Source organism: Pseudomonas sp. JUb52 (assembly GCF_004341115.1).
Lineage (GTDB): Bacteria > Pseudomonadota > Gammaproteobacteria > Pseudomonadales > Pseudomonadaceae > Chryseomonas > Chryseomonas oryzihabitans.
On sequence record NZ_SLYS01000001.1, the window covers coordinates 595,269 to 616,164 of the forward strand.

General features: G+C 66.7%; 20 protein-coding genes and 1 tRNA gene. 15 read left to right on the forward strand and 6 right to left on the reverse strand.

The annotated features are described in order from the left end of the window. Positions 1 to 68: 68 nt before the first annotated feature. From EC839_RS02930 to EC839_RS02940, 3 genes are all read right to left on the reverse strand, one after another. Positions 69 to 2,447 carry a penicillin acylase family protein gene (locus tag EC839_RS02930; RefSeq protein ID WP_132832134.1) on the reverse strand — a complete coding sequence of 793 codons (2,379 nt, stop codon included), beginning with the start codon at positions 2,445 to 2,447 and terminating at the stop codon, positions 69 to 71. A gap of 145 nt (positions 2,448 to 2,592) precedes the next feature. Next, positions 2,593 to 3,372: a hypothetical protein gene (locus tag EC839_RS02935; RefSeq protein WP_027599887.1), complete on the reverse strand. Its 780-nt coding sequence runs from the start codon at positions 3,370 to 3,372 to the stop codon at positions 2,593 to 2,595. A gap of 43 nt (positions 3,373 to 3,415) precedes the next feature. Beyond that, positions 3,416 to 4,384, reverse strand: coding sequence for an alpha/beta hydrolase (locus tag EC839_RS02940; RefSeq protein WP_132832135.1), 969 nt, complete (start codon positions 4,382 to 4,384; stop codon positions 3,416 to 3,418). Between the two features lie 135 nt (positions 4,385 to 4,519). Here EC839_RS02940 and aroC point away from each other — a divergent pair, with 135 nt between their 5' ends. From aroC to EC839_RS03005, 13 genes are all read left to right on the forward strand, one after another. Continuing rightward, a complete protein-coding gene (gene aroC, locus EC839_RS02945) occupies positions 4,520 to 5,611 on the forward strand; it encodes a chorismate synthase (protein ID WP_132832136.1) in 1,092 nt (363 codons plus the stop codon). 14 nt (positions 5,612 to 5,625) lie between these two features. Beyond that, positions 5,626 to 6,786, forward strand: a complete 1,161-nt coding sequence (locus tag EC839_RS02950) for an MFS transporter (RefSeq protein WP_132832137.1) — start codon at positions 5,626 to 5,628, stop codon at positions 6,784 to 6,786. Next, positions 6,770 to 7,384 (forward strand): methylthioribulose 1-phosphate dehydratase, encoded by a 615-nt coding sequence (locus tag EC839_RS02955; RefSeq protein WP_027601863.1) that lies wholly within the window; start codon positions 6,770 to 6,772, stop codon positions 7,382 to 7,384. The genes EC839_RS02950 and EC839_RS02955 overlap by 17 nt, the downstream gene beginning before the upstream one ends. Next, a complete protein-coding gene (locus tag EC839_RS02960; protein ID WP_017642184.1) occupies positions 7,381 to 7,932 on the forward strand; it encodes an acireductone dioxygenase in 552 nt (183 codons plus the stop codon). The genes EC839_RS02955 and EC839_RS02960 overlap by 4 nt, the downstream gene beginning before the upstream one ends. Continuing rightward, on the forward strand, positions 7,929 to 8,615 hold the full coding sequence (gene mtnC, locus EC839_RS02965) for an acireductone synthase (RefSeq protein ID WP_132832138.1): 687 nt from the start codon (positions 7,929 to 7,931) through the stop codon (positions 8,613 to 8,615). Before EC839_RS02960 ends, mtnC begins: the two co-directional genes overlap by 4 nt. Before the next feature lie 105 nt (positions 8,616 to 8,720). Next, positions 8,721 to 8,933, forward strand: a complete 213-nt coding sequence (locus EC839_RS02970; RefSeq protein ID WP_372237634.1) for a PLD nuclease N-terminal domain-containing protein — start codon at positions 8,721 to 8,723, stop codon at positions 8,931 to 8,933. Between the two features lie 96 nt (positions 8,934 to 9,029). Further along, complete coding sequence (speE, locus tag EC839_RS02975) at positions 9,030 to 9,881, forward strand: polyamine aminopropyltransferase (protein ID WP_027599880.1); 852 nt, start codon at positions 9,030 to 9,032, stop codon at positions 9,879 to 9,881. A gap of 104 nt (positions 9,882 to 9,985) precedes the next feature. Continuing rightward, positions 9,986 to 10,327 (forward strand): ribonuclease E inhibitor RraB, encoded by a 342-nt coding sequence (locus tag EC839_RS02980; protein WP_017642187.1) that lies wholly within the window; start codon positions 9,986 to 9,988, stop codon positions 10,325 to 10,327. A gap of 257 nt (positions 10,328 to 10,584) precedes the next feature. After that, on the forward strand, positions 10,585 to 11,994 hold the full coding sequence (locus EC839_RS02985; protein WP_007159009.1) for a circularly permuted type 2 ATP-grasp protein: 1,410 nt from the start codon (positions 10,585 to 10,587) through the stop codon (positions 11,992 to 11,994). A gap of 62 nt (positions 11,995 to 12,056) precedes the next feature. Further along, positions 12,057 to 13,010: an alpha-E domain-containing protein gene (locus EC839_RS02990; RefSeq protein ID WP_007159008.1), complete on the forward strand. Its 954-nt coding sequence runs from the start codon at positions 12,057 to 12,059 to the stop codon at positions 13,008 to 13,010. Then, positions 13,007 to 13,807, forward strand: a complete 801-nt coding sequence (locus EC839_RS02995) for a transglutaminase family protein (protein WP_132832140.1) — start codon at positions 13,007 to 13,009, stop codon at positions 13,805 to 13,807. Before EC839_RS02990 ends, EC839_RS02995 begins: the two co-directional genes overlap by 4 nt. A 98-nt stretch (positions 13,808 to 13,905) precedes the next feature. Next, positions 13,906 to 14,643 carry a proteasome-type protease gene (locus tag EC839_RS03000; protein WP_132832141.1) on the forward strand — a complete coding sequence of 246 codons (738 nt, stop codon included), beginning with the start codon at positions 13,906 to 13,908 and terminating at the stop codon, positions 14,641 to 14,643. A gap of 533 nt (positions 14,644 to 15,176) precedes the next feature. Then, positions 15,177 to 15,266 (forward strand) — tRNA-Ser (locus EC839_RS03005). 74 nt (positions 15,267 to 15,340) lie between these two features. Here the strand turns inward: EC839_RS03005 and EC839_RS03010 are convergent. From EC839_RS03010 to EC839_RS03020, 3 genes are all read right to left on the reverse strand, one after another. After that, a complete protein-coding gene (locus EC839_RS03010) occupies positions 15,341 to 16,153 on the reverse strand; it encodes an HDOD domain-containing protein (RefSeq protein WP_132832142.1) in 813 nt (270 codons plus the stop codon). 184 nt (positions 16,154 to 16,337) lie between these two features. Further along, positions 16,338 to 17,066, reverse strand: a complete 729-nt coding sequence (gene lpxH, locus EC839_RS03015) for a UDP-2,3-diacylglucosamine diphosphatase (RefSeq protein ID WP_132832143.1) — start codon at positions 17,064 to 17,066, stop codon at positions 16,338 to 16,340. After that, positions 17,063 to 17,557, reverse strand: a complete 495-nt coding sequence (locus tag EC839_RS03020) for a peptidylprolyl isomerase (protein WP_007158996.1) — start codon at positions 17,555 to 17,557, stop codon at positions 17,063 to 17,065. Before EC839_RS03020 ends, lpxH begins: the two co-directional genes overlap by 4 nt. A gap of 146 nt (positions 17,558 to 17,703) precedes the next feature. Here EC839_RS03020 and EC839_RS03025 point away from each other — a divergent pair, with 146 nt between their 5' ends. Continuing rightward, the gene (locus EC839_RS03025) at positions 17,704 to 19,392 is read left to right on the forward strand and encodes a glutamine--tRNA ligase/YqeY domain fusion protein (RefSeq protein ID WP_132832144.1); all 1,689 of its coding nucleotides are present in this window, start codon (positions 17,704 to 17,706) and stop codon (positions 19,390 to 19,392) included. Continuing rightward, positions 19,392 to 20,777, forward strand: a complete 1,386-nt coding sequence (cysS, locus tag EC839_RS03030) for a cysteine--tRNA ligase (RefSeq protein ID WP_027601871.1) — start codon at positions 19,392 to 19,394, stop codon at positions 20,775 to 20,777. The genes EC839_RS03025 and cysS overlap by 1 nt, the downstream gene beginning before the upstream one ends. The last annotated feature ends 119 nt before the right edge of the window (positions 20,778 to 20,896 follow it).

Below are 20,896 nucleotides of genomic sequence, written 5' to 3' on the forward strand. Positions count from 1 at the left end.
CGACGCCGGCTGAGGTCTGTCAGAAGCGGGGCAAAACCCGCGCCAAGTCGCGGGTTGCCAGAGGAGGACTACTTCTGCGGGATCAGCAATAGGCGGTCGCGCCCATAGACGCGCTCCAGATTCTGCGGCTGTAGCGGCAGGCTCTGGTATTGCCCGCGGGTCCAGCCCTTGCCCGGGGTGCCGGCCTGGCTCGCCTGCACGGGTTCGGCCAGGCCGAAGTCCACCACCAGACGCAGCGCTGGCGCCAGCCAGACCTGATCGTTACCGCCCCAGTGGCTGGCGGTCAGATCCAGGGTCGAGCCGTCGCCACCGCTGGCGTTACCGTCCTGGCGGTGCAGGCGGCCCCACTGCCAGCTGGCGCGATCGCTGCCCAGCCGGGCTTCGCAGGTCGCGATGGCCCCGGCCAGGGCGCGGGCGAAGATCGCCGGCTTGTCTTCATGGGTACCGGTGCTGACGTCATCCCAGTAGGGGCTGTCGTCGCGCGCCAGGAGGTGATCGACGATGGCGTTGTAGCCGGTATCGCTGAGGGTGGTGAAGGCCTGCCAGGCCGGACTCCTGGTACCGCCCAGTTCGTCGGCGAAGGTCTGTTCGGCGAGGGTCTGGAGGAAGACTTCGTAGAGCGCCGCATCCCCGGAGCCGGCAGCCAGGCGGCCGTCGAAGCCCTGCAGACGGCGCAGGGCCTCTTCCGCCTGCTGGCGCTGGCCCGCCGACAGGCCGGCGATGGCCTGACGCAGCGGCGCGGCGAAGCCGGGAGCGTTGAGCTGGGTCTTGAGCTTGGCGGCCAGGGTGGTGGTCTGGTCCTGCTGCAGGGCCATGGCGTCGCGGCTATCGAGGCGCGCCGAACGTCCGGCCAGTTGCGCCAGGCGCTCCTGGCGCTCCGGGCCCGACCAGTTGCTGGACAGCTGCATGCCGTAGCCACGCGGTACCACGCGCTGGTTGGCGGCGCCCAGCCAGCCCTGGGCCGGATCCTGGTCATAGGGGTGCAGCATGGGATCGGCGTAGCCATCCCAGGCGTAGCGCTCGTCCCAGCCGGGCGAGGGCAGCAGACCCAGGCCGCTGCGGCGATTGGGATAGCGCCCGGTCACCTGCCAGCCGATGTGCTCGGCATCGGCGAACACCAGGTTCCAGTCGCTGGCGCGCAGGTCGCGAGCCAGTTCGAAGGCGCGCTCCACGTCCTTGGCGCGGGAGAGGTCGAAGAGGGCGTCCAGGCTCTTGTCGGCTTCCAGGCGGCTACTGCGCAGGGCCAGGCCGTAGCCATTGGCATCCGGCGCCAGGGCCAGATTCAGCAGCGGACCGCGCGGACTGGTATAGAGGGTCTCGCGCCGCGGCTTTTCACCGCGGACGAAAAAGGTCTCCACCCGCTCGCCGGCCGGCTGCCACTGACCGCCGCTCTGCACCTGCAGGCGACCGCCCCGGCGTTGCAGGCGTTCGAGGTAGAGGTCCTGGCTGTCGCCCATCAGGGTCGCGGCGCCCCAGGCCAGTTTGCCGTTGTAGCCGTCGAGCAGCAGCGGCAGGCCGGGCAGGGTGGTACCCACGGCCTCGAAGCGCGGCGCCCTCAGGGTCACCAGGGTAAAGGGCGACTGGCCGACGGCGCTGACCTTGTCCACCGCGAGCAGGCTGCGGCCGCTGCGGGTATGCCCCGGGGTTGCCGCCCAGGCGGTACCGGTGGGGCCGCCGAAGGGCGGCTGCTCCGCCAGTTGCCGCTGGACCTGCAGCAGGGCCTCGAGCCCTGGCAGCTGGCCGTGCAGATTCAGGCCGCGCAGCTTGGCGATCTCCTCGTCCGGCAGGGGTTCGTCCGGGTAGGTGGGCAGGAGCCAGGCCAGGCGCTCGGGACCGACCTGGGCGGCCAGGGCCAGCGCCGCGGTTTCCTTGCGCAGGTCCACCGCCTGGGCGAAGTTGAGCAGTTCGAAGAGCAGGGCGCTGTCTTCGGCTTTCCAGTATTCGGCGCGGTAGTCGTGGCCATCCAGCTGGACCTGCTCGCCGGCGCGATAGAGGTAGGCGTTGACCCCCCGGGCATAGACCTCGAAGAACGTCTTCATCCGTGGCGAGGCGTTGCCGTAGGCCACCTGGGCGGCCTTGCGCAGGTCCACGGCGCGCATGAACCTGTCGCTGTCCAGGCGGCTTTCGCCGTAGGCCTCGGCCAGCCGACCCTGGGCCAGCAGGCGCAGCTCGACCATCTGCGCCAGGCGCTCGCTGGCATGGACGTAGCCGAGGGCGAAGAGGGCATCGTGAAAGGTGGTGGTCTCGATCAGCGGCTGGCCGTCGGCATTGCGGCGCACCGAGGCGGTCTGCGCCAGGCCGCGCAGCGGCAGGCTGCCCTTGAGTTGCGGCTGGCTGCGGGTCGGCTGCTCTTCGCCGAGGTACTGGCAGCCGGCGAGGGCGGTCAGCAGGCCGAGGGTAGCGAGACGCAGGGGCGCGCGCGGGCGAAACAGGAGAGGCGAGACCATGAACAGCGGACACTCCGGGCGGATGGATGCGAACGGGTGGCTACGTTAGCAGGGTCCGGCGGGGGAGCAAGCCTCGGGCGAGGGGTGGCGCCTGGGCGCTGCCGACAGGTCGTCGGCAAGGGCGCCTGGCGCGGCACCCGACCGCTCAGCGCAGCGCCATCCAGATCAGCAGCGCGGCCTGGAACAGGCAGAACACCGCCAGGCAGCCGATGGCGAAGCGCAGCGAGATGTCATCGCGGCGATAGAGGGCGATGCGGTCCTCCAGCTGGCGCAGACTGGCATCGCGCTCGTCGATCACCCGATCGCACTGCTCCAGCAGGGTGGCGCCGTCCAGCAGCGACAACAACTGTACCTTGTCGGCATTCCAGTCCTCGCGCAGCTGGCTGACCCGGGCGGCCCGGCAGAGCTGCTGGCGCTCGTCGTCCGCCGCTGTCTCGACGGTGAAGCCCTGGGCGCCGAGCACGTGGTCGCGGCGCTTGCGGCTGTCTTCGTCGAGGGCGTCGCGGCGTGCCAGGGGCAGGTCCTGCACCCGGTAGTGGCTCCAGCGCAGGCGTGCCCAGGCGGCCGCCCGCGCCAGCAGGAAGCGTCCCAGGCCGCGTTCTTCCGGCTCGATCTGCAGACCCCGCTCGGGGCCGAGGCGGATTTCGCCCTGGCGATGGTCGACCCAGACCTCCAGCACGTTCACCTCGCGGTGCAGCAGCTGACCGGGAATCTGCACCGTCAGCCGCAGCAGGCTCTCCTCGTCGCCATGGCGCTCGACCAGGCCGAGTTGCACGAAGCGCAGCGGGCGTGCGCCGACCCGGCGATCCGCCGGCTGGGGCATCAGCCGCAGCAGCTGAAAGCGCTCCGGCGGCAGGCTGGCCCAGGGATGGGGTTCGTTGGGTGCGGCTTCGACGGCCGGTGATGCGTGATCGGGGGTTTCCACGGACGGGCTCCAGCGGGTGCGCCGCCTGGGCGCCTTTGCTGGCTTATCGGCCGGCGCGCGGGGAACCTGAGCGCGCGACGAAGGCGGTCACGCGCTCGACCAGCGCGCGGGCCAGCGGCAGGTTGGGATTGTCGTAGCTGGGCAGTTGCGCCTGGAAGTCCGCCGGGGTGATGCGCAGCATGTGATTCATGCCGGCAATGATGGCCAATTCCGCATCCGGTTTGGCGCGCTGCAGGGCGCGGGCATCGTCGACCTCCACCTGGATGTCATGGGTGCCCTGGACGATCAGCGCCGGCGCGTGGATGCCGGCAAAGGCCCTGGCCGGATCCTGGCGGAACAGCGAGATCAGATAGGGCTGAACGCTGGGGCGGAACAGCACCAGCAACTCCTTCGGCACCTCGGGCACCGGGGTGCCGCGCAGCAACTGGTCGATGATCCACTGGGCGCTGGCCAGGCCGGCCGGCGACAGCTTGCCCGCCAACTGCTCGCGCAGCACCACGTCGATGGGGCGACCACTGCCGGCCAGGGTCACCACCCCGGCGACCGGCACCTGGTCGGCGGCCAGACTGGCGATCAGGGCGCCTTCGCTGTGACCGAGCAGGATCACCGCGGAAAAGCGCGGATCGGCGCGCAGCAGCCGGATCCAGCCGACCAGGTCGTCGACATAGCGCTCCACGCTGAGGCGACTCTCGTCCGGCTCGGCGCTGCGACTCTCGGCCACGCCGCGCTTGTCGAAACGCACGCTGGCGATCCGCTGCCGGCCCAGGGCCTCGGCCAGCCGCTGCAGGGCGGCATTGCGCGCGCCGGGGCCGTTGCCGTTGCGATCGATGGGGCCCGAGCCGGAAACGAAGAGCACCACCGGTTGCGGCCTGTCGCTGCGCGGCAGGATCAGACTGCCCTTGAGCACGCCGCTGCCGCTGTCGAGCTGGAGGGGACGATAGAGCACGGGATCGGCTGCCGTGGCGAGGGCGGGCAGGGCGAGGCACAGCAGCAGGGAGAACAGCAGACGCATGGCGGGAAGGGCACCGGAGAGCTGGGGTGTGGGGGCCTATCCCGCACACAATCCGTGTAAAAGACCACGGCGCGTGTAAAATCGCCCATTCCCAATTTGAATCTATACCTTTCACCCGTAGCGCGGAGCCCTCGCATGTCCGGCAATACCCTCGGCACGCTGTTTACCGTCACCACCGCCGGCGAAAGCCATGGCCCGGCGCTGGTCGCCATCGTCGACGGTTGCCCACCCGGACTGCCCCTGGACCTCGCCGACCTGCAGCGCGACCTGGATCGGCGCAAGCCCGGTACCAGTCGCCACACCACCCAGCGCCAGGAAGCGGACGAGGTGGAGATCCTTTCCGGGGTCTTCGAGGGCGTCACCACCGGTACCGCCATCGGCCTGCTGATCCGCAACACCGACCAGAAGTCCAAGGACTACTCGGCGATCAAGGACCTGTTCCGCCCGGCCCATGCCGACTACGCCTATCACCACAAGTACGGCCTGCGCGACTACCGCGGCGGCGGTCGCAGCTCGGCGCGGGAGACCGCCATGCGCGTGGCGGCCGGCGCCATCGCCAAGAAGTACCTGGCCACCCAGGGCATCCGGGTGCGCGGCTACATGAGCCAGCTGGGCCCCATCGAGATCCCCTTCAAGACCTGGGACAGCGTGGAAGAGAACGCCTTCTTCAGCCCCGATCCGGACCGGGTGCCGGAGCTGGAGGCCTACATGGACCAGCTGCGTCGCGACCAGGACTCGGTGGGTGCGCGCATCACCGTGGTCGCCGACGGCGTGCCGCCGGGGCTGGGCGAGCCGATCTTCGATCGCCTCGACGCCGAACTGGCCTATGCGCTGATGAGCGTCAATGCGGTGAAGGGCGTCGAGATCGGCGCCGGCTTCGCCAGCGTCGCCCAGCGCGGCACCGAGCACCGGGACGAACTGACCCCGGAAGGCTTCCTGTCCAACAACGCCGGTGGCGTGCTCGGCGGCATCTCCTCCGGCCAGCCCATCGTCGCCCACCTGGCGCTGAAGGCCACCTCCAGCATCACCACCCCGGGGCGCTCCATCGATGTCCACGGCCAACCGGTGGATATCATCACCAAGGGTCGCCACGATCCCTGCGTGGGCATCCGCGCCACGCCCATCGCCGAGGCGATGATGGCCCTGGTGCTGATGGATCACCTCTTGCGTCACCGCGCCCAGAACGCCGAGGTGCGGGTCGCCACGCCCGTCCTGCCCCAGCTCTGACGATCGGGCAGACCATGCCGGTTCCCTATTGGCGGCTGTCGGGCTTCTATTTCGCCTACTTCGCGCTGCTGGGGGCCACGGCGCCCTACCTGGGGCTGTACTTCCACCACCTGGGCTTTTCCGGCACCGCCATCGGCCAGCTGGTGGCCATCCCCATGCTGATGCGGGTGCTGGCGCCCAATCTCTGGGGCTGGCTGGCCGATCGCACCGGCCGCCGGCTGAGCATCGTCCGCCTGGGCGCCGCCTGCACCCTGCTGTGCTTTTCCGGCATCTACCTGGGTCAGGGCTTCGCCTGGCTGGCGCTGATCATGGCCGGGCATGCCTTCTTCTGGCATGCGGTGCTGCCCCAGTTCGAAGCCATCACCCTGGCCCATCTGCGCGACCAGCCACAGCGCTATGGGCGCATCCGCCTCTGGGGCTCCATCGGCTTCATCGCCGCGGTGGCGGGACTCGGCTGGGCCTTCGAATACGTCAGTCTGGATCTCTACCCGGCCTACCTGCTGCTGGTGATGGCGATCATCCTGCTCGCCTCGCTGGCGGTGCCGGGGGTCAAGGTCGATCCGGGCCAGCGCCCCGAGGCGCCGGCCGAGCCCTTCCTGACCACCCTGCGCCAGCCGCGGGTGCTGGCCTTCTTCCTCGCCGCGGCGCTGATGCAGCTGTCCCACGGTCCCTACTACACGGTCTTCACCCTGCACCTGGAAGACCTCGGCTATGGCCGCGGCGTCATCGGCCAGCTCTGGTCGCTGGGGGTGGTCGCCGAGGTGCTGATCTTCCTGGTGATGCCGCAGCTGCTGGCGCGGCTGGCGCTCAACACCCTGCTGGTGGCCGCCTTTCTCATCGCCGCCGGGCGCTGGCTGCTGCTGGGCGCCCTGGCCGATCACCTGGCGGTGCTGCTGTTCGCCCAGTTGCTGCATGCGGCCACCTTCGGCTGCTTCCATGCCGCCGCCATCCAGTTCGTCCAGTCCCATTTCGACCGCCGCCGCCAGGGCCAGGCCCAGTCGCTCTACGCCGCCCTGTCTGGGGCTGGCGGGGCGCTCGGCGCGCTGTATGCTGGCTATGCCTGGCAGGTGTCCGGTGCCCTTGCCGCCTTTGCCGGCGCCTCCCTGGCGGCGCTGGCGGGGGCCTTCCTCATCCTCTTGTCCGTTAGGAGAACCCTCCATGATCCAGCAGCGTGAGCAACTGGCCCGGGAAATCATCGACGCCGGTCGCTTCCTCTATGGCCGCGGCTGGTCGCCGGCCACCAGCAGCAACTATTCGGTGCGGCTGTCCGACAGTCGCCTGTTGCTGACCGTGTCCGGCAAGCACAAGGGCCAGCTGGAGCTGGACGATATACTCGCCACCGATCTGGATGGCACGCCGCTAGAGGCCAAAAAGCCGTCCGCGGAAACCGCGCTGCATACCCAGCTCTATCGCTGGCAGCCGGAGATCGGCGCCGTGCTGCACACCCATTCGGTGAACTCGACGGTGCTCTCGCGCCAGCTCGAAGGGGATCGCCTGCTGCTGGACGGCTACGAGCTGCAGAAGGCGCTGCACGGCGTCACCACCCACGAGGTGCGGGTGGAGATCCCGGTGTTCGACAACGACCAGGACATCCCGCGCCTGGCCGACAAGGTGCAGACCTGGCTGGACGTGCATCCCGACTGCGTGGGGTACCTGATCCGCGGACACGGCCTCTATACTTGGGGCCCGCGCATGGCCGATGCCCTGCGCCACGTGGAAGCCTTCGAATTCCTCTTCGAATGCGAACTCAAGACCCGGAGCCTGCGTCCATGAGCCGACTGACCGTCTACCACGATGCCGAACCGCGCCAGCCGCTGAAGGTGATCAGCGATGGCGAGCACATCGCCGCCACCCTGGCCGAGGTCGGGGTGCGTTTCGAGCGCTGGCAGGCCACCGCCCCGGTGGCACCCGGCGCCAGCCAGGAAGAGGTGATCGCCGCCTACCGGCCGGAGATCGATCGCCTCATCCAGGAGCGCGGCTATCAGACCGTCGACGTCATCAGCATGCATCCCGAGCATCCGCAGAAGGAGGCGCTGCGCGCCAAGTTCCTCGAAGAGCACCGGCACAACGAGGACGAGGTGCGCTTCTTCGTCGCCGGCCAGGGGCTCTTCACCCTGCACATCGACGACCAGGTCTACGCCGTGCTCTGCGAGAAGGACGACCTCATCTCGGTGCCGGCCGGTACGCCGCACTGGTTCGACATGAGCGAGTCGCCGTCCTTTGTCGCCATCCGCCTGTTCGACAATCCCGACGGCTGGGTGGCCCACTTCACCGGCGTCGACATCGCCCAGCGCTTCCCGCGCCTGGAGGTCGAGGCGTGACGATCAAGGCCATCCTGACCGATATCGAAGGCACCACCAGCGCCGTCAGCTTCGTCTTCGACGTACTCTTTCCCTATGCCCGCGAGCACCTGCCGGCTCATGTGCGCACCCATGCCGGAGAGCCGGCGGTGGCCGAGCAACTCGACGCCGTGCGCGCCGAAGCCGGCGAGCTGGATGCCGACGTGGAGCGGGTGATCGCCATCCTCCTGGAATGGATCGCCACCGACCGCAAGGCCACCCCGCTCAAGGCCCTGCAGGGGCAGGTGTGGGAGCAGGGCTATCGCGCCGGCACCCTCAAGGGGCACGTCTATCCCGACGCGGTCCAGGCGTTGCGCCAGTGGCACGCGGCCGGGCTGCCGCTGTACGTCTATTCCTCGGGATCGATACAGGCGCAGAAGCTGATCTTCGGCTGCTCGGAGCACGGCGATCTCACCCCTTTGTTTTCCGGGTATTTCGATACCCTGACCGGCGGCAAGCGCGACGCCGCGTCCTATGCGCGCATCGCCTCGGCCACCACCCACGAGCCGGCGGACCTGCTGTTTCTCTCCGACGTGGTGGAAGAGCTGGATGCTGCGCGCCAGGCGGGTCTGCCGACCTGCGGCCTGGTGCGTGCCGGTGGCCGGCTCGGCGATCATCCGTGCGTGGTGTCCTTCGCCGACATCGATCTCGCGGCCTTTGCCTGAAACCCACGGCCGGCGTCGCTGCCAAGCGAGCCGGCCGAACTCGACGCCGCCCTTGCCAGTCCCAATTGACGAGACCTGTGTCCTCGCAACGGGAGTCGCGACATGATCAATTCCACCATCGGCGGTGTACTGGGCTTCATTGTCTTCCTGCTCGACATCTGGGCCATCGTCAACGTCATCCGCAGCGACAGCACCAACAACGCCAAGATCGGCTGGACCGTGCTCATCATCGTGCTGCCGGTGATCGGCCTGATCGCCTGGGCGGCCGCCGGCCCGCGCGGCAATCGCTCGGCCACCGCGCCCACCCACAAGGGTTAGCCAGCACAACACTGGAGCCTGTCACATCCAGCTCTTACAATGCCCGGCTTTTGGCCGGGCATTGTTCGTCTCGGCCTGCCACCTGCGGAGATCGACATGAGCGACTACCTGGAAACCCTCTACGACGGCTATGGCCAGCGCTTCACCGTCGAGCGCATGCTGCACGAGGTGCGCACCGAGCATCAGCACCTGGTGATCTTCCAGAACGCCGTACTGGGCAAGGTCATGGCCCTGGATGGCGTCATCCAGACCACCGAGGCCGACGAATTCATCTATCACGAGATGCTCACCCACGTGCCCCTGCTGGCCCATCCGGCGCCCAAGCGGGTGCTCATCATCGGCGGCGGTGACGGCGGCATCCTGCGCGAAGTGGCCAAGCACCAGGGCGTCGAGCACATCACCATGGTCGAGATCGACGGCTCGGTGGTGGAGATGTGCAAGGAGCACTTCCCCGGCCATTCCGCGGGCGCCTTCGAGGATCCGCGGCTGAACCTGGTGATCGACGACGGCATGAATTTCGTCGCCAACACCACCGAGCGCTACGACGTCATCATCTCCGACTCGACCGATCCCATCGGCCCGGCCGAGGTACTGTTCTCGGAGAACTTCTACCAGGCCTGCCATCGCTGCCTGAACGAGGGCGGCGTGATGGTGGCCCAGAACGGTACCCCCTTCCTGCAACTGGACGAGGTCAGGACCACCGCCGGCCGGATGTCCGGGCTGTTCGCCGACTGGCACTTTTATCTGTCAGCGGTGCCTACCTACATAGGGGGCGTCATGACCCTCGCCTGGGGCAGCAAGGACGTGACCTTGCGTCGGCAAGATGCCGAAACCCTGGCGCAGCGCTACAGTGATACAGGCATCCAGACCCGTTACTACACCCCGGAGCTGCATGCTGCTGCCTTTGCTCTACCTCGATACGTGCTGGAGGCCATCGGCAAGGCGTAAGCCCTGGCGGTCGCGGCACCGTTCGAGTTCTCAGCCGCGACTCGCCGGACGTCGGTAGCGACGCTTCGGCGAGAAGATCATCCGAACCAGAGGAGGGTTGTCCTATGTCCTTGTCGTTTGCCGATGATGTGAGCTTGAACCTGCTGCAGCGGATGAAGGAGGGCGGCTTCGATTTCGCCCGCTTCCATCCAATCGACTTCTTCGCCATCTTCGCCGATGAAGGCAAGGCCCGCATCGCTGCGGACCAGTTTCACGGCGAGTCCCTCAATACCCAGGTGATGCCGCACGAAGAGGGTGGTTGGCATCTGCAGGTCAGCAAGGTGATGTTCGCCACCCACGCCACCATCGACGATTTCGAAAGCGATCTGGAAGCGGTGGTGGTGCCTCTGGGCGGCCAGCTCGACGGCTGGGGCGTGACCCAGGAAGTCAGCCGCAGCTCTGCCTGATCCAAGCCGCGCCGAGGCGGCATCCCGCCAGGGATGCCCGTCTCACCCTCTGAAATCACTCCGCCGCTCAATCATCGCACTTTCCGCCGGCCGCACCGTCTTAGGCTCATGACGGAAACGTTGCGGTGCATGCGCACGCTTACGTGCCTGGCTTTGGTGCACCGCGCGACCCGATGCCGCGCAAGAGCTTGATCTACAAGCCTCCTGCGCTGGCACGCGGCTTGCGAAGCTGCACCGTGGGTGACAAGGAGATCGGCATGAGCCGCCAACTGTATAACGAGATGTATGACGTCCAGGCGCAATGCCGACCGCACTATGGTCGCTATGCGCAATGGCTGAGCGAGACACCCCCGGAACTCCTGGCCCAGCGGCGGCGCGAAGCCGATCTGCTGTTCCATCGCGCCGGTATCACCTTCACCCTCTATGGCGACGAGCAGGGCACCGAGCGCCTGATTCCCTTCGATGCCCTGCCGCGGGCCATACCCGCCAGCGAATGGCAGATCATCGAGCGCGGCTGCATCCAGCGCGTCCAGGCACTGAATCTCTTTCTCCACGACCTCTATCACGACCAGCGCATCATCAAGGCCGGGGTCATCCCCGCCGAGCAGGTGCTGGCCAACGATCAGTACCAGCTGGCGATGCAGGGGCTGGACCTGCCCAATGGCATCTATGCCCATATCGCCGGGGTCGACCTGGTGCGTGATGGCGATGGTGCCTACTACGTGCTGGAAGACAACCTGCGCACCCCCAGCGGGGTGTCCTACATGCTCGAGAACCGCAAGATGATGATGCGGCTGTTTCCCGAGCTGTTCACCTTGGAGCGCATCGCGCCCATCGACCACTATCCGAATCTGCTGCTCGACACCCTGCGCAGTTCCACCCCGGTCAACAACCCCACGGTGGCGGTCCTCACCCCGGGTCGCTTCAACAGCGCCTACTTCGAGCACGCCTTCCTGGCCCGCGAGATGGGCGTGGAGCTGGTGGAGGGCGCCGATCTGCTGGTGCGCGACGAACAGGTGTTCATGCGCACCACCTCGGGCTTCCAGAAGGTCGACGTCATCTATCGCCGCCTCGACGACGCCTTCCTCGATCCCCTGGCCTTCAATCCGGATTCCCTGCTTGGCGTGCCCGGCCTGCTGGCGGCCTATCGCGCCGGCAACGTCATCCTGGCCAATGCCATCGGCACCGGGGTGGCCGACGACAAGTCGATCTATCCCTATGTCCCGGAGATGATCCGCTTCTATCTCAGCGAAGAGCCGATCCTCTACAACGTGCCCACCTGGCAGTGCCGCAAGCCGGACGAACTGTCCCACGTGCTGGCCAACCTGCCCGAGCTGGTGGTCAAGGAGGTCCATGGCTCCGGCGGCTACGGCATGCTGGTCGGTCCCACCGCCAGCAGCATGGAGATCGAAGCCTTCCGCGCCCGACTCAAGGCCAATCCCAGCGCCTACATCGCCCAGCCGACCCTGTCGCTGTCCACCTGCCCGACCTTCGTCGAGAACGGCATCGCGCCGCGGCACATCGACCTGCGGCCCTTCGTGCTGTCCGGGCGCAAGACGCGCCTGGTGCCCGGTGGCCTGACCCGGGTCGCCCTGCGCGAAGGCTCGCTGGTGGTGAATTCCTCCCAGGGCGGCGGCACCAAGGACACCTGGGTGGTGCAGGACTAGATCGCCACAGAACAGTGGCCGCCCCGGCGGCCTCGCAAGGACCTTTGAAAGGCGACCCCACCATGTTGAGTCGTACCGCTGCCGATCTGTACTGGATGTCCCGCAACCTGGAGCGCGCCGAGAATCTCGCGCGGATGCTGGACGTCAGCTATTCGCTGTCGATGATGCCGCAGAGCGGGCAGGGCGGAGGCCTGGACGAGCTGGCCATGCCGCTGCTCATCACCGGCACCCTGGATGACTACCGGGAAAAGCACGGCGCCCTGCACCCCGAGCGCCTGCTGCACTTCTTTGCCTTGGACGAGCGCAACCCCGGCAGCATCTATTGCTGCCTGCAGGCCGCGCGCAGCAATGCCCACGCGGTGCGTGGACGCATCACCGCGGACATGTGGGAGAACGTCAACTCCACCTGGCTGGAGATGCGCGAGATCGCCGTCACCGGCCTGATCCGCTTCGGCATCAGCCGATTCTGCGAATGGGTCAAGGAGCGTTCCCACCTGTTCCGCGGCGCCACCGTCGGCACCATTATGAGAAACGATGCCTATCGCTTCATCCGCCTGGGCACCTTCGTCGAGCGCGCCGACAACACCCTGCGCATGCTCGACGCCCGCTACCAGGTCCTGGGGGAAGAGGAGGCGGAAGCCATCAGCGACGCCTCCGCCCGCGGCTTCTATCAGTGGAGCGCCCTGTTACGCGCCCTGAGTGCCTTCGAGGCCTACACCGAGCTCTATCGCGATGCCCTCAACGTGCGCAATGGCGCCGAGCTGCTGCTGTTGCAGGAAGACCTGCCGCGCTCGCTGCTGGCCTGCGTGATCGAACTGCACCGGGTGCTGGCCAGTCTGCCCGGCGAGAACGGCCGCGAGGCCAAGCGCCTGGCGGCCGGTCTGGAAGCCAGGCTGCGCTACACCAGCATCGATGAGGTGCTCGAAGAAGGACTCCATGCCTGGATCGGCGACTTCATCGTCCATGTCCGCCAGCTCGGCAGCGCCATCAACACCGCTTACCTGGAGACCGTATGAGACTCGCGATCCATCACGAAACCCTGTATCGCTACGCCGACCAGGTACGCGCCAGCATCCAGTACCTGCGGCTCACGCCCCAGGACGACGCCCGTCAGCGGATCCTTGGTTGGGGGCTGGCGCTGCCACGGCCGGCGCGGGCGCAGCGCGATCCCTTCGGCAACATCCTGCATGTGCTGACCCTGGATACGCCGCACGACGCCATCACCATCACCGCCAGCGGTCAGGTGGAGATCGACGAGGCCTTCGAGGCCGAGCCCTGCCAGGCCTCGGCCTTTCCCTTCCTGCGCCAGACCCGGCTGACCGAGGCCGACGAGGCGCTGACGGCCTTCGCCCGCGAGGTCTGCGATGGTCGCCGCGATCGCGCCACCCTGATCCAGCTGATGGAGCGGCTACATGAGCGCATGACCTATCTGCCCGGTTCCACGGAAGTGGACGGCAATGCCGCCCAGGCCTTCGCCAAGGGCGCCGGGGTCTGCCAGGACCATGCCCATGCCTTCCTGGCCTGCGCCCGCAGCCTGGGCATCCCGGCGCGCTATGTGTCCGGCTATCTGTGCACCGACGACAGCGCGCACCTCTCCAGCCACGCCTGGGCGGAAGCCTGGCATGACGGCGCCTGGTACAGCTACGACGTCACCAATCGCCTGGCCCGGCCGGAGCGGCACCTGCGCCTGGCCATCGGCCTCGACTACCTGGATGCCTGTCCGGTACGCGGCATGCGCCGCGGCGGCGGGGTGGAGCACATGGAGGCCAAGGTGCTGGTCGAGCCCTTGCAGCAGGCGCAGCAACAGCAATAATCGCTGCTGCCCGCAGCAGACGAAAAGGCGGCCAAGGGCCGTCTTTTCTTTTGCTGTCGGGCGCTGTCGCGTCGACCGTTCGATCAGCCGAGGTTCGCATGACCTATTGCGTCGCCATGAAACTGCAAGATGGCCTGGTATTCGTCGCCGATTCCCGCACCAATGCCGGGGTCGACAACATCGCCACCTTTCGCAAGCTGCACCTGTTCCGCATCCCCGGCGAGCGCCTGATCGTCATCCAGTCGGCAGGCAATCTGGCCACCTCCCAGGCGGTCATGAGTCTGCTGCGACAGCGCCTGGACAGCGAGCAGGACAATCTGCACGGCGTACCCACCCTGTACGACGCCGCCCGGCTGCTGGGGCAGACCCTGCGCGAGGTCCTGCAGCGCGATGCCGAGGATGCGCCCAGCGGTCACGGCCTGGACCTGAGCTGTTCCTTTCTGCTGGGTGGGCAGATCCGTGGTGCGGAGCCGGAGCTGTTCAATCTCTATCCCCATGGCAACTTCATCAGCGCCACCGAGGACACGCCTTACTTCCAGATCGGCGAGAGCAAATACGGCAAACCCATCCTGGATCGGGCGCTGACCTTCGCGACGCCGCTGGAGGAAGCCCTGCGCTGCGCGCTGCTGTCCTACGACGCCACCATTCGCAGCAACCTGTCGGTGGGGCTACCGCTGGATCTGGTGGTCTATCCGCGCGATCGACTGGCGCAGGTCAGCAGTCATCGAATCGACGAACAGGATCCCTACTTCCAGGCCCTGCGCAAGGGCTGGGGGGAGGGGCTGCGTGATCTGCTGGCAGCCTTGCCGGCAGCACCCGCGGACTATTGGCGCTAGGGATCAGCCAAAGAACCGCGAGAGGTTGGGGATGACCAGCACGACGGTGGTGACGATGACCACGAAACTCGCCTGGCGCCACTTGGGGACGGGATTCTTGAACATGACTCGGGGCCTTTATTGTTAGCTGTTTAGAGCCTTTACGTCTTCAGCGGGAAGCGCTTGCGCAACAGCGGCATGCAGTTACTGATACCCGCAGGCTTGAGCACTATCCAGTAGCTATAGAACATAAATTTCAGTTTTGTGGCGATAACCGGCCAGGCGGTTATCAGAAATGTCGTACCAGGGGATTTTCCCTTTGCTTTCAGGCGATTAGGAAAATGCGTGCGACGCTACCGTTGGTCGGAGGTAACAGGGGCTCAAGGCAACGGGAGAGCGACCAACCGGTCATCCCGTGAACGGGGCAGGGTGGAGCCCCTTTCAGGTCTTGAATGCAAATGTATGAATCGATTGAAGAAAAAGCTTGCCATCGAAATCGCCTTTGCCTATAGTTGCGCGCCTCGGTGATGCAGATGCAGCCACTGAGCAAATCTGGTGAGGTGTCCGAGCGGTTGAAGGAGCACGCCTGGAAAGTGTGTATAGGAGAAATCTTATCGAGGGTTCGAATCCCTCCCTCACCGCCAGATCTGAGAGAACCCCTGAGAGCCCAGCTCCAGGGGTTTTTTCTTGCCTGCGATTTGGCCAGGCCCTCCGGGGATCAGGCGGCCTGGGCGAAGGTCGCGGCGGTATCCCGGGCGTTGGGCAGCACGGCCGTCAGCTGTTCCAGGTCGATGCTGGCGAACAGCGGACCGCTCAGGTCCTGCACCTTGCTGTCGCCGGCATTCTCGTGCAGCACCTCGGCCACGGCAACCGCCTGGGCCACGATCAGCGCATAGCCATTGCCTTCCGGCGCCTGCAGCGGGCGGGCCTGATAGCCGATGGCGTCGCGCAGCACCTGGGGCAGCTGCCAGCGACGTGCCAGCTCGGCGCCCACCTCCGGATAGCCGAAGCCCAGTTGCAGGGTCTCGTCGGCGGCGCGATGGCTGCTGGCGGTGGCACGACCGGCCAGGCTGGGGGCCAGTTCGGGCGCACCGCTCTGGATCAGCAACTCGCCGATGTCATGCAGCATGCCGCAGGTGAAGGCGGTTTCCTGGTCCAGGCCGGCCTGCTTGGCCAGCGGCTTGCACAGGCTGGCGACCAGGAAGCTGTTGTACCAGAAGGCCTGCAGATCGAAGCCGGGTGCGGCCTTGAAGCCGCCGGCGAAGGCCGAAGCCAGGACCAGGGTGCGCAGGGTGTTGAAGCCCAGGCGCAGGGCTGCGTCTTCGATGCTGGTAGATTCGCGGGCGCCGCGGAAGCGCGCCGAGTTGGCCAGGCGCAGCACCTTGGCGGCGATGACCGGGTCGCGCGACACGGTGCGCGACAGGGTTTCGATGCTGGTGTTGGGATCGTCGAATTGCCGGATCAGGACCTGCGCCACTTCGGGGACGTTGGGCAGGTTGTGCAGCTGGGCAAAGAGGGTGTCGAGTTGCATGGGCGTCTCCGCGGAAAAGGGTTACATCTCCTTACACCCTCGTCATCGGTCGCCTGCGCGGATTTCTGTAGTCGCCATGTGACGATCGGTCGCAGCCCGAGCGGCCGAGACCGGGTAGCCGAGCAGGATTGCCTTGCCGGTCAGGGACTTGCGGCAGGCAAGCCAGGCCCCCCTGGCTGCGTCATTACCGTTCGTCGAGGGCGAAATCGACCTGGCTCAGGCCCGCTGCGCTGGCCTCCAGCACCCAGCCGCGACGGTCCCAATCGCCCAGCACGATACGTTCGGCCGGCTGGCCATCGAGCAGCAGCTCATGGCGAGCGGGTCTGTGGGTATGGCCATGGATCAGTGTCGTCACCCGGGCGGCGCGCATTTCCCGCTCGACTTCGGCCTCGGTGACATCGGTGATGTCCATGGCCTTGGCGCGGGTCTGCTGGCGACTCTCGCTGCGCAGCTTGCGCGCCAGCTTTTGGCGGCTGGCCAGCGGCAGGTGGCGCAGGACGAAGAGGGTGAGGGGATTGCGCAGGATGCGGCGCAGCTTCTGGTAGCCCTCGTCGCGGGTGCAGAGGGTGTCGCCATGCATCAGCAGCACGCGACGGCCGTGGAAGTCGGCGATATGGCGATCCGGCAGCAGGCGGCAACCGGCCTGGCGGCAAAAGGTCTTGCCGATGAGAAAGTCGCGATTGCCATGCATCAGGTGGATGGCCGTGCCGCTGTCGGCCAGCTGGCGCAGGGCGCTGGCGATCTCCTGCTCGAAGGCGCCCATGGCGTCGTCACCGATCCAGGCTTCGAACAGATCGCCAAGGATGTACAGGGCCTCGGCACCGCGGGCACGGGTTTCGAGGAGATGCAAAAACGCCCGGACCAGGTCCGGGCGTTGCGGTTCGAGATGCAGGTCGGAGACCAGTAGGATCACTCGACGATCTCGGCCTTCTCGATGATCACGTCTTCGCTCGGCACGTCCTGGTGACCGGCCTTGCTGGTGGTGGCGACGCCCTTGATGGCGTTGACCACGTCCATGCCCTCGACGACCTTGCCGAACACCGCATAGCCCCAGCCCTGGCTGGTGGGCGCGGTGTGGTTGAGGAAGGTGTTGTCGGACACGTTGATGAAGAACTGCGCCGAGGCGGAGTGCGGGTCCATGGTGCGGGCCATGGCGACGGTACCGATCGCGTTGGAGACGCCATTGTTGGCTTCGTTCTTGATCGGGGCGCGGGTCGGCTTCTGCTTCATGCCCGGCTCGAAACCACCGCCCTGGACCATGAAGTTGCTGATCACACGGTGGAAGATGGTGCCGTCGTAGTGACCGCTCTTGACGTATTCCTTGAAATTGGCCGCGGTTTCGGGCGCCTTGTCCTCGAAGAGTTCCAGGGTGATGACGCCGTGGTTGGTGTGCAGCTTGATCATGGCAGCGAATCCGTAGCTAAGGGGGACAGCATCCAGACCCGGCGAGGGCCTCAAGGGTTTCGCCGGGACTTGACGGGTTGGGCTATGATACGGGTTTACCTTTGCCCGGCCTACCCTGGCCGTGCGTCTGCCCAGTTAAGGATCCCATGAGCAAGCCGACTTCCGACTCGTCCACCGCCGCCAAAGCCGCCCCCGCGCATTTCCTGCGGCAGATCGTCCAGGCTGACCTGGACGCCGGCAAGCAGGCCAAGATCGTCACCCGTTTCCCCCCGGAGCCCAACGGCTACCTGCACATCGGCCACGCCAAGTCGATCTGCGTGAACTTCGGCCTGGCCAAGGAATTCGGCGGCGACTGCCATCTGCGTTTCGACGACACCAACCCGGCCAAGGAAGACCAGGAATACATCGACGCCATCAAGAGCGATGTGCACTGGCTGGGCTTCGACTGGGCCGGCGAGGTGCGCTACGCCTCCAGCTATTTCGACCAGCTCTACGCCTGGGCCGTGAACCTGATCGAGCAGGGCCTGGCCTATGTCTGCGACCTCACCCCCGAGCAGGCCCGCGAATACCGCGGCAGCCTCACCGAGCCGGGTCGCAACAGCCCCTTCCGCGACCGTTCGGTGGCCGAGAACCTGGACCTCTTCGCCCGCATGAAGGCCGGCGAATTCAAGGACGGCGAAAAGGTGCTGCGCGCCAAGATCGACATGGCCTCGCCCAACATGAACCTGCGCGATCCCATCCTCTATCGCATCCGCCATGCCCATCACCACCAGACCGGCGATGCCTGGTGCATCTATCCAAGCTATGACTTCACCCATGGCCAGTCCGATGCCCTGGAGGGCGTGACCCACTCCATCTGCACCCTGGAATTCGAAGACCATCGTCCGCTGTACGAATGGTTCCTGGCCAAGCTGCCGGTGCCGGCGCAGCCGCGCCAGTACGAATTCGCCCGCCTCAACCTGAACTACACCGTCACCAGCAAGCGCAAGCTCAAGCAGCTGGTGGACGAGGGCCACGTGCAGGGCTGGGACGATCCGCGCATGTCGACCCTGTCGGGCTATCGCCGTCGCGGCTACACCCCAGCCGCCATCCGCAATTTCTGCGAGATGATCGGCGTGACCCGCTCCAACGGCGTGGTCGACGTGGCCATGCTGGAATTCGCCATCCGCGAGGACCTGGACCAGAATGCCCCGCGCGCCATGTGCGTGCTCAAGCCCCTCAAGGTGGTGATCACCAACTACCCCGAGGGCCAGGTGGAAAATCTGGAACTGGCACGGCATCCCAAGCAGGACCTGGGCGTGCGCCAGCTGCCCTTCACCCGCGAGTTGTACATCGACCAGGGCGACTACGAAGAGAATCCGCCCAAGGGCTACAAGCGCCTGGAGCCGGGTGGCGAGGTGCGCCTGCGCGGCAGCTACGTGATCCGCGCCGACGAAGCCATCAAGGACGCCGACGGCAACGTCGTCGAACTGCGCTGCAGCTACGATCCGGACACCCTGGGCAAGAACCCCGAAGGCCGCAAGGTCAAGGGCGTGATCCACTGGGTGCCGGCCGAAGGCAGCGTGGAATGCGAGGTACGCCTCTACGATCGGCTGTTCCGTTCGGCCCAGCCGGAGAAGAGCGAGGAGGGCGGCAGCTTCCTCGACAACATCAACCCCGAGTCCCTGGTGGTGCTCAAGGGCTGCCGCGCCGAGCCGTCGCTGGCCCAGGCCCAGCCGGAAGACCGTTTCCAGTTCGAGCGCGAAGGCTACTTCTGCGTCGATCTCAAGGATTCGGCGCCCGGCAAGCCGGTGTTCAACCGCACCGTGACCCTGCGCGATTCCTGGGGGCAATGATGGCGCTGCACCTCTACAACACCCTGACCAAGACCAAGGAAGCCTTCACGCCGCTGGTGCCGGGGCAGGTGCGCATGTACGTCTGCGGCATGACCGTCTATGACTACTGCCACCTGGGCCATGGCCGCAGCATGGTGGCCTTCGACGTCATCACCCGCTGGCTGCGCCATAGCGGCTACGACCTGACCTACGTGCGCAACATCACCGACATCGACGACAAGATCATCAACCGCGCCAACGCCAACGGTGAGCCCTTCACCGACCTGGTGGCGCGGATGATCGAGGCGATGCACGAGGACGAGGCGCGGCTGAACATCCGCAAGCCCGACCAGGAGCCGCGCGCCACCGATCATATCGATGGCATGCACGCCATGATCCAGACCCTGATCGACAAGGGCTACGCCTATGCCGCGGGCAACGGCGACGTCTACTACCGGGTCAATCGGTTCGCCGGCTACGGCAAGCTGTCGCGGCGGCGTGTCGAGGACCTGCGCATCGGCGCCCGCATCGAGCCGGGCGAGGCCAAGGAAGATCCGCTGGACTTCGTGCTGTGGAAGGCTGCCAAGCCGGGCGAGCCGAGCTGGCCGTCGCCCTGGGGCGCCGGGCGTCCGGGTTGGCACATCGAGTGCTCGGTGATGTCCACCTGCTGCCTGGGGGAGACCTTCGACATCCACGGCGGCGGCAACGACCTGGAATTCCCGCACCACGAGAACGAGATCGCCCAGAGCGAGGCGGCCACCGGCAAGACCTACGCCAATGCCTGGCTGCACTGCGGGATGATCACCATCAACGGCGAGAAGATGTCCAAGTCCCTGGGCAACTTCTTCACCCTGCGCGAGGTGCTGGAGAAGTATCACCCCGAGGTGGTGCGTTACCTGCTGATCGCCAGCCACTACCGCAGTCCGATCAACTATTCGGAAGACAACCTGCGCGAAGCCAAGGGCGCCCTGGAGCGTTTTTACCACTCGCTCAAGGGGCTGCCGCAGGCTCCTGCGCAAGGCGGCGAGGGCTACGCCGAGCGCTTCGCCCAGTGCATGGACGACGACTTCAACACCGCCGGTGCCTGTGGCGTGCTGTTCGAGCTGGCCCGCGAGATCAATCGCCTGCGCGAGAGCGATCCCGCCGCGGCGGCTGGCCTGGCCGGACGTCTGCGCGAACTGGGTGAGGTGCTGGGCGTGCTGCAGTTGGAGCCGGAAGCCTTCCTGCGCGCCGATGCGGCGGGCCGGGTGGATGCGGCCGAGGTCGAGGCGCTGATCCAGGCGCGCCTTGCTGCTCGTGCCGAGAAGAACTGGGCGGAATCCGACCGCATCCGCGACCAGCTCACCGCCCTGGGCGTGGTGCTGGAAGACGGCAAGGGCGGCACCACCTGGCGCCTGGCGGAATAGGTCTACGATCGGGTGGATGACGGTTCTGCGTCAGCCACCCGATCTCACCTGTTCCCCTCTCCGATCCCCGAAAGACGCTGTGCGGTTTTCCAGGCTACGGGGTGCGTCGCAGTCGTAGG

What these genes read in the sequence shown, in the direction of transcription:
- EC839_RS02930 (WP_132832134.1), bottom strand. Translation starts at nt 2,447, where the DNA reads ATGGTCTCGCCTCTCCTGTTTCGCCCGCGCGCGCCCCTGCGTCTCGCT.
- EC839_RS02940 (WP_132832135.1), bottom strand. Translation starts at nt 4,384, where the DNA reads ATGCGTCTGCTGTTCTCCCTGCTGCTGTGCCTCGCCCTGCCCGCCCTC.
- aroC (WP_132832136.1), top strand. Translation starts at nt 4,520, where the DNA reads ATGTCCGGCAATACCCTCGGCACGCTGTTTACCGTCACCACCGCCGGC.
- EC839_RS02950 (WP_132832137.1), top strand. Translation starts at nt 5,626, where the DNA reads ATGCCGGTTCCCTATTGGCGGCTGTCGGGCTTCTATTTCGCCTACTTC.
- EC839_RS02955 (WP_027601863.1), top strand. Translation starts at nt 6,770, where the DNA reads ATGATCCAGCAGCGTGAGCAACTGGCCCGGGAAATCATCGACGCCGGT.
- EC839_RS02960 (WP_017642184.1), top strand. Translation starts at nt 7,381, where the DNA reads ATGAGCCGACTGACCGTCTACCACGATGCCGAACCGCGCCAGCCGCTG.
- speE (WP_027599880.1), top strand. Translation starts at nt 9,030, where the DNA reads ATGAGCGACTACCTGGAAACCCTCTACGACGGCTATGGCCAGCGCTTC.
- EC839_RS02980 (WP_017642187.1), top strand. Translation starts at nt 9,986, where the DNA reads ATGTCCTTGTCGTTTGCCGATGATGTGAGCTTGAACCTGCTGCAGCGG.
- EC839_RS02985 (WP_007159009.1), top strand. Translation starts at nt 10,585, where the DNA reads ATGAGCCGCCAACTGTATAACGAGATGTATGACGTCCAGGCGCAATGC.
- EC839_RS02990 (WP_007159008.1), top strand. Translation starts at nt 12,057, where the DNA reads ATGTTGAGTCGTACCGCTGCCGATCTGTACTGGATGTCCCGCAACCTG.
- EC839_RS02995 (WP_132832140.1), top strand. Translation starts at nt 13,007, where the DNA reads ATGAGACTCGCGATCCATCACGAAACCCTGTATCGCTACGCCGACCAG.
- EC839_RS03000 (WP_132832141.1), top strand. Translation starts at nt 13,906, where the DNA reads ATGACCTATTGCGTCGCCATGAAACTGCAAGATGGCCTGGTATTCGTC.
- EC839_RS03010 (WP_132832142.1), bottom strand. Translation starts at nt 16,153, where the DNA reads ATGCAACTCGACACCCTCTTTGCCCAGCTGCACAACCTGCCCAACGTC.
- EC839_RS03020 (WP_007158996.1), bottom strand. Translation starts at nt 17,557, where the DNA reads ATGATCAAGCTGCACACCAACCACGGCGTCATCACCCTGGAACTCTTC.
- EC839_RS03025 (WP_132832144.1), top strand. Translation starts at nt 17,704, where the DNA reads ATGAGCAAGCCGACTTCCGACTCGTCCACCGCCGCCAAAGCCGCCCCC.
- cysS (WP_027601871.1), top strand. Translation starts at nt 19,392, where the DNA reads ATGGCGCTGCACCTCTACAACACCCTGACCAAGACCAAGGAAGCCTTC.